Annotated in this window: 9 protein-coding genes; 7 read left to right on the top strand and 2 right to left on the bottom strand. The window is 49.9% G+C overall.

Going from position 1 to position 6,276, the window contains the following annotated elements; all coding sequences use genetic code 11:
• The 4 genes from M9955_26455 to M9955_26440 all read left to right on the top strand — a co-directional run.
• Positions 1 to 396: nucleotidyl transferase AbiEii/AbiGii toxin family protein (locus M9955_26455; GenBank protein ID MCO5085190.1), on the top strand; the 396-nt coding region annotated here is incomplete at its 5' end.
• 508 nt (positions 397 to 904) lie between these two features.
• Complete coding sequence (locus tag M9955_26450) at positions 905 to 1,957, top strand: N-acetyltransferase (GenBank protein MCO5085189.1); 1,053 nt, start codon at positions 905 to 907, stop codon at positions 1,955 to 1,957.
• A complete protein-coding gene (locus tag M9955_26445; GenBank protein MCO5085188.1) occupies positions 1,935 to 2,354 on the top strand; it encodes a hypothetical protein in 420 nt (139 codons plus the stop codon). Before M9955_26450 ends, M9955_26445 begins: the two co-directional genes overlap by 23 nt.
• A complete protein-coding gene (locus M9955_26440; GenBank protein MCO5085187.1) occupies positions 2,354 to 2,887 on the top strand; it encodes an ATP-binding protein in 534 nt (177 codons plus the stop codon). Before M9955_26445 ends, M9955_26440 begins: the two co-directional genes overlap by 1 nt.
• Here M9955_26440 and M9955_26435 read toward each other — a convergent pair.
• A complete protein-coding gene (locus tag M9955_26435) occupies positions 2,845 to 3,420 on the bottom strand; it encodes an N-acetyltransferase (protein MCO5085186.1) in 576 nt (191 codons plus the stop codon). The two genes, M9955_26440 and M9955_26435, sit on opposite strands and share 43 nt — an antisense overlap.
• A gap of 14 nt (positions 3,421 to 3,434) precedes the next feature.
• Positions 3,435 to 4,481, bottom strand: a complete 1,047-nt coding sequence (locus M9955_26430) for a hypothetical protein (protein ID MCO5085185.1) — start codon at positions 4,479 to 4,481, stop codon at positions 3,435 to 3,437.
• A 206-nt stretch (positions 4,482 to 4,687) separates the two neighbouring features.
• Between M9955_26430 and M9955_26425 the strand changes: the two genes are divergently transcribed.
• The 3 genes from M9955_26425 (at position 4,688) to M9955_26415 (ending at position 6,215) form a co-directional block, all read left to right on the top strand.
• On the top strand, positions 4,688 to 5,452 hold the full coding sequence (locus M9955_26425) for a hypothetical protein (protein MCO5085184.1): 765 nt from the start codon (positions 4,688 to 4,690) through the stop codon (positions 5,450 to 5,452).
• 206 nt (positions 5,453 to 5,658) lie between these two features.
• On the top strand, positions 5,659 to 5,928 hold the full coding sequence (locus tag M9955_26420) for a hypothetical protein (GenBank protein ID MCO5085183.1): 270 nt from the start codon (positions 5,659 to 5,661) through the stop codon (positions 5,926 to 5,928).
• On the top strand, positions 5,925 to 6,215 hold the full coding sequence (locus tag M9955_26415; GenBank protein MCO5085182.1) for a hypothetical protein: 291 nt from the start codon (positions 5,925 to 5,927) through the stop codon (positions 6,213 to 6,215). Before M9955_26420 ends, M9955_26415 begins: the two co-directional genes overlap by 4 nt.
• Positions 6,216 to 6,276 lie beyond the last annotated feature (61 nt).

The following is a 6,276-nucleotide window of genomic DNA, read 5'->3' as shown; positions in this document are numbered from 1 at the left end:
GTCTTTGATTTCTCTCCTAGCGAGACGGTAAAGACATATTCAGTGGAGGAGATTGCGACTGAGAAGATCGTCGCTCTCACAGACAGAGCCAGAAATCAGCCAAGAGACCTTTTCGACATCTGGAAACTTCAAAGTGAATTCGGGATCGATCTTGCCGAACTGGCAAATCCAATTGCCCAGAAGCTCGTATTTCGAGGCAGAAATGCGCAGGAACTGGATGAGGCCTTTTCAAGGAAAGAAAAAGCTCTGAAAGCTACGTGGTCGACGAGGCTTGATCCTCAAATGAGTTCAACACCTCAATTTGAAACCGTGTTTCGCGAGGTTCGTCGAGTATTCCGGCAGTCGAACATCTTTGATCTCGTTAACGTAGAGCAACAACGGCTCAAGAATACGTAGCTAATATATTGACGTCGCTCGTGGCATCTATTAACGAGAAGACGAGGACTTTATGAACTTTTTAATCCACCTTAGTTGCGCATCTCTAGGTGGATTTTGCTCAGTTTTCGTGGCGAAAGTTCAAATGTATGTGGCGAACAGCACAGAAATGGTGGGCCCGGAGGGAGGAAGCGGGCGCATCGGCGTAAGCCTAGATTAGAAACGAAAACAAAGCCTTGTGGGGTATTTGGGTACGTTTTCGAGCTTGCTTCTGTGTACGCCAGTTATTGAAAATGTCAACATAGTTTAGCGAGTCAGCCTGTCAGCAGACACTGGCCAATGCCCCTTCGACTATCGTGACACCGGCCAGTTTTCCACTCGGCTCCCGCGCTATCATGCATTCTCCGAGAGGCAACCAAAAAGCGCACTTTTCAGTGGACAAGCGTCGTGCAAGGTCAAGTCACTATAGAACACATCGATAGACTCGCACCAAATGCTATTCGCCAATGGGAGGATTACGGGGAGTTTCATGGCGCGGACGCTATTACTTACAAAATTCAAGAATTTATCTCTTAACGACCCTTTTTTTGATAGCTTGAAAGCTGGCTATGACGAGTTCTCAGCCTGGTTCAACGGCAAGGCGGAAGAAGATGTTTATGTCGTGGTGGATGAGCATCAGAGCCTAAGCGGCATGATCTATCTGAAGTCGGAACATGGCCCGGTGACGGACGTTGATCCTCATCTTCCCGATGGTCATTGGCTGAAGGTAGGCACGCTGAAAATTGAGGGCAAAGGGACCAAACTCGGCGAACGAGTTATCAAGAAAATATTCGACACGGCTTTGGATGTGGGGGCGACAGGAATTTACGTGACGGTTTTCGATGTTCACGAAAGCCTCATAAAATTGTTTTCCCGCTATGGGTTCGAACAGACTGGCACAAAGACGACGAAGAACGGCGTCGAATTGGTACTTTCTCGTTCGCTGACAGAACATTCAATGGATATGTTGAAGTCCTATCCATTCATCAGAATTTCCCACGCAAACCTCTGGCTTCTAGCAGTTTACCCTGAGTTTCACTCACGATTCTTACCAGACTTAATCCTGAACAACGAACCAAAGGAGATCGTGCAGGACGTTTCCTACACGAACACCATACACAAAATCTACGTCGCAAAGCTGCCGCTAACTCGTATGAAAAAGGGGGATGCGGTTATTATGTACAGGACTTCCGACAACAAAGGACCCGCGTTTTATCGCTCCGTTGCGACCTCAATATGCGTTGTGGAGGAAACACGGCGGCGTAAGGATTTCGCTTCCCTTGATGAATTCCTTGAGTACACCAAGCCGCACAGCGTCTTCACCGAAGGCGAACTTAAGGACATGTACGTGTCTTGGAGCAGGCTCTACACGGTCAAGATGACCTATAACGTTGCGTTCAATAAGCGGATCACGCGCGGCAACCTCATGGAACTGGCTGATGTACCAGAACAACCGCGTTGGGATTTAAAGCCTTTGAGTGAGGCTCAATTCCAAAAAATCATCGAATTGGGGAAGGTACATGAAGGTATTGTTATCGATTAATCCAGAGCACGTTGAAAACATATTTAAAGGCGTGAAAACATTTGAGTTCAGAAGGAAAGTCTTTGCCCGCAAGGATGTTACGACGGTCGTTGTATATTGTACGATGCCAGTTGGCCGTATTGTTGGTGAATTTGATATCGACACAATATTGGAAGACGCTCCCGAAGAAATATGGGAGAAAACTCGATACGGCTCTGGAATTACAAAAGATTTTTTCGATCAATATTTCTCAGACCGAAAAATTGCTTATGCCCTGAAAATCGGCGAAGTGCGAGAATACGAGGAATACATTGATCCAAAGGAAGTTTTAGACAATTTTACTCCTCCTCAGTCCTACATGTACATGAAAGATGAGCGGAGAAAAGCCGTATGCCAGGACCAACTAGAGTTCTGGTAATGCTCGACACGAAGCTCATGATTGTTTTCGGGGTGTCGGGGGTAGGAAAAACTACCGTTTGTGCGGAGTACGCGAGCGGCAACGATGATGTTGTTCATTTTTCAGCGAGCGCCCTATTGCGGCTTCATCGCGAAACCGCCGGAACGCGTTCCACCAACGAGGTAATTCAGGATCAGCATGTCCTCGTTGATATGGTGAACGTGATCCGATCTGAAACTCCTGTATCATTGATGCTCTTAGATGCGCATAGCCTTGTTTACGTTGGCGGGCATGAGGTCATCATTCCTGCCGATGTAATCGCAGCTATGAAGCCGGATGGACTGATTTTTTTCAAAGCCTCTGGTGAGACGATCTCTGAGCGACGCCTCTCACGAGGAGATACAAGGAATGTCGTCCCGCAAGAAATCGAAAAATCGCAAACGAATGCGTTAAGAGCCGCCGAGTCCTACGCCGAACTGCTTCCTTGCCGACTGTTGGTCATCGACGCAAGTCACGGAACAGATTTGGGCGAGGCGATAAGATTTCTATCGTGAACCGGTTCGAGAACTTTATTCTGACCATCCTTTTTCGCAAAAATTGCGTCATTATAGCCAATTTCCTGCCTACCCGGTACGTACAGGCCGCTTTCCACACCGGTGAGCCTAAATCTGTACCAGTCAAATATTCTTTCGAATGCGGGCAGCTTTGTGGCGCTGACCGTCAGGCCGGGATGATCGTCATCCAGCCACTTCAATAGTCCATCAAACACCCGCAGCCCCAGGCCTCTTCCAGCATGATACGGCGCGACGCGAACGGTACATATCTTCCGCTCGAAGCCGTCGTTCTTCGCAATTCCCACGGCGACCAACTCCCCGTCACGATGTATGGGGAGCAAAAATCTTGTCCCTGTCCGAAGACCCGGCACAACCTTACTAACATACCAGCTTTGAATATCTGGATAGTCTTCGGACAAACCGCTTATGAACTGCAACGCTTCCTGCTCGCGGTCGGACAGTGAGAGGTTCCTTGCAGGCCGGGTGTTGACTGACAGCGGAATCAATGAGGTTGTATCTTCATTGAAGATCATTGCTGGGATATTCCTCATTTATCGAGGGCGTCAGAAATCTGGTCAACCGTCGCTTTAGTATCGCTCGAAAACCACCCGAGAACGCCAGAAGCCGCCAAATTACCAAACAATCCGAACAAAAATGCGACGACCAGATAGGTGAGTAAAATCTTGCGGCCGCTCCTGCGTGTGTGAAGTTTGACGAAAGATGAGAAATCTGCAACCCCCTGTCCGTCTTTGCCTTCTTTCTTCCAATGATAAACGACCATTCCTCCTGGAATGCCGCTTGGCACATAGTCGTCCCATGGATCATGCTCAAGAAGTCTATTCTTGTGCCATTGAATACTGCTGGCAGACAGCTCGGAATGAACTGGAAAAGCTGTAAGAAATGCCACAAGACTGATATTAACCTTTCCTTGTTTCTCGTCAGCGCGAATTTTGTTTTCTACCTGTGGCGGCAGTGTACGAAGCTCATTGAAGCGAAAGTCGATATACTCGATTTCCTCGAAACCGCTTTGAAATTTACGGTCAATTGGCGTTATGACGTGAATGAATGGACTGGATTTCCCACTCGGCAAATAGACCCTCAACCTGAAGTAAATACTCTCATCGGCCTTGATCTGAACGCTAACAGATTCAATCGCAACCTTCTCGATTGAAAGGAGAGTGCCGTCAGAAAACTTATCTAAAGAAAGATGGGAAGGGTCTAGGTTTCCATTCTGCTCGATGAATTTATGAACCCGGCAAAACAGGTTATCACCGTTTTTTAACTCAATCCTTGCCGGAGCCGGTGTGACAACGCATTGAAGCTTCTCGTTGAAAATTCCTTGCGCAACGGACGTCTGAGCCAACTGGACGCCCGCGTCTTGTATTGATTGTCTCTCTACATCAACGGGCAAATACACATTTATGCGCTGTACTGGAGCTGGATTCTTGATCAACAGACCAATCTCAAGGAAGTCTCTTGGCGGGCGTTGAGGGCGACCTTTGAAATCCCTATCCCCAGCAATGCGCCAAAAATTGAAGTGCGTCTCCATGGTGGTGCCCGCAACGTCGCCATCGGCAACACACCAGACCGCCATGCTGCCTGCTCTTTCCTGAAGCCTACTCTTAATTGTGTCCACCCTCGCCCCCGCGCGATCCGAATCTATCGGGTGTATTTCTAACTCAAACGCAACCGCAAGGGCACGAAAAAACGATGAACCTTAGGGAGGCTACGCAACGTGAAAGACCGGCTATTGTGTGTTGCAATTCATGAAGGCGATCCTACAGGAAACGGAGGATCACCATGGACCATTACCCGCTTACGCTAAAACAAAAAGAAAAAAATAAGAAAAACGAAGAACGACGACGCCGCGAACGACAACGGCGAGAAGACGAATATTGCAGGCGCATCGAACGCCTGCGCCGTCAGATCGAAGAGGCGCGAAAACGGCGTCAACGCATGCTGTTGCTTTTCTTGCTGGCCGTGCTCGCGATGCAGGAATCCCTCTTCGCAGCTTTCACACGCTCGGTTTCGTATCGGTCCGATCCCATAGCAGACCCGACAGACTGGACGCCGGACCCAAACAAGGACTTCGCCCCAGCCCCCGGCCACGGCGATCATTGCGACGGCTATTCGTATGAGCGGTGGAACCGGATGCTGAAGGAGCGCGGTATTTGTGTGAGCCGAAAGGCCGAGCTTCAAGAAGCGTGGAAGTCTGATCCAGATCGCGAGTTTTTCCCAACGCGATATCAGCTGTGGGGCTATCGTCCGTTCGTAGGCGAGGTCATGAGCGACTTGACGGACCAGCGTTGGCAAGGCGATGCCCTTAAGGCCCTCAAGCTCATGTCGCCACCTGAAACTCACCGCTATCTAGACGAAGCCTACGCCTCGGACCCCGCTGACTTGTTGATGTGCCGGGCAAATTCGAGCGCCGATATCGTCAGGAATTTTCAGTCCGCAGCAGTCCGATGGGAATTCCGCAAGCAGCGCGAGGCCGAAGAGGCGCGGAGGGAAAAGGAATTGTCACGGAAAAACGACGGCGAGCAAGGAATTCCCGAGCCAAATTGACAGGATTTTTCCGAGAATTCCTTGGTCGAAGAGCTGCCGATTATTCGTTGCAAGGAGTTCTCTCGAAAATTCGACCGCTTCAAAGGAATTTAGAAGAAAATGACTTTTTTTGAGTTTATGAAGAATTCCTTTGCTAAAAAACACCACTTGACGGAATGATTTTCCTCTCATACCTATTCGTCGTCCACAACGAAAAGGGGCCTGGCATGGTGAGTACAATCTACATATCTGCGGACGTGATCCAGAATTCGATGCTCGACACTGGTGACGCCATTGCGGCTTTCACCAGTTGGAAGCCGAAGCGACGAGAGAACGTTTTCCGTTACGAAAAGGCGGACATCCGTATCACGGCTGCAAACGGCTCAATCTACCTCATGTCCGAGGCGGAGACGAAGAAGCCGAAAATCCCGTTTACTCCTGTACCTGCTGCTGAGCTTGGCAAGCTCGTGCGGTCGATGAGTGGTGCCGCACAATGATGGAGCTGGCACCAGACCATGATGTCATCGATGACGACACGATCACGCATTTTGCGGTTGCCAAGGCCAAAGGCCGATGCCGCCTTTGCGTAGTGCCGAAGATCATCCAGGAACAGGCCATGACCGCTTGGGATCATGCGGATGAACAGGCCATCCCATTTACGGCCGCCGACATGATGCAGGTGGCAAAGGAACGGTGTGGTGGATGTCTTGGGCGAGGGTGGCCGAAGGTCTCCGAAAGTAGCGGTGTGCTGTATCTCCATGTCGCCAGCAAACGGATCGGATGATGTGAGTGCGGGGGACGGCTCCAACGTTCCCCGCCCCCTCCCGCTCCGAGCCAGAGAGCGC

The organism is Rhizobiaceae bacterium, from assembly GCA_023953845.1.
Classification (GTDB): Bacteria; Pseudomonadota; Alphaproteobacteria; order Rhizobiales; family Rhizobiaceae; genus Arvimicrobium.
Note: the sequence above shows the minus strand (reverse complement) of the source record. Positions and strands in the feature narration are given on the sequence as shown.

Coding starts and splice junctions, on each gene's coding strand:
- M9955_26450 (MCO5085189.1), top strand. CDS start 905: ATGGCGCGGACGCTATTACTTACAAAATTCAAGAATTTATCTCTTAAC.
- M9955_26445 (MCO5085188.1), top strand. CDS start 1,935: ATGAAGGTATTGTTATCGATTAATCCAGAGCACGTTGAAAACATATTT.
- M9955_26440 (MCO5085187.1), top strand. CDS start 2,354: ATGCTCGACACGAAGCTCATGATTGTTTTCGGGGTGTCGGGGGTAGGA.
- M9955_26435 (MCO5085186.1), bottom strand. CDS start 3,420: ATGATCTTCAATGAAGATACAACCTCATTGATTCCGCTGTCAGTCAAC.
- M9955_26430 (MCO5085185.1), bottom strand. CDS start 4,481: ATGGCGGTCTGGTGTGTTGCCGATGGCGACGTTGCGGGCACCACCATG.
- M9955_26425 (MCO5085184.1), top strand. CDS start 4,688: ATGGACCATTACCCGCTTACGCTAAAACAAAAAGAAAAAAATAAGAAA.
- M9955_26420 (MCO5085183.1), top strand. CDS start 5,659: ATGGTGAGTACAATCTACATATCTGCGGACGTGATCCAGAATTCGATG.
- M9955_26415 (MCO5085182.1), top strand. CDS start 5,925: ATGATGGAGCTGGCACCAGACCATGATGTCATCGATGACGACACGATC.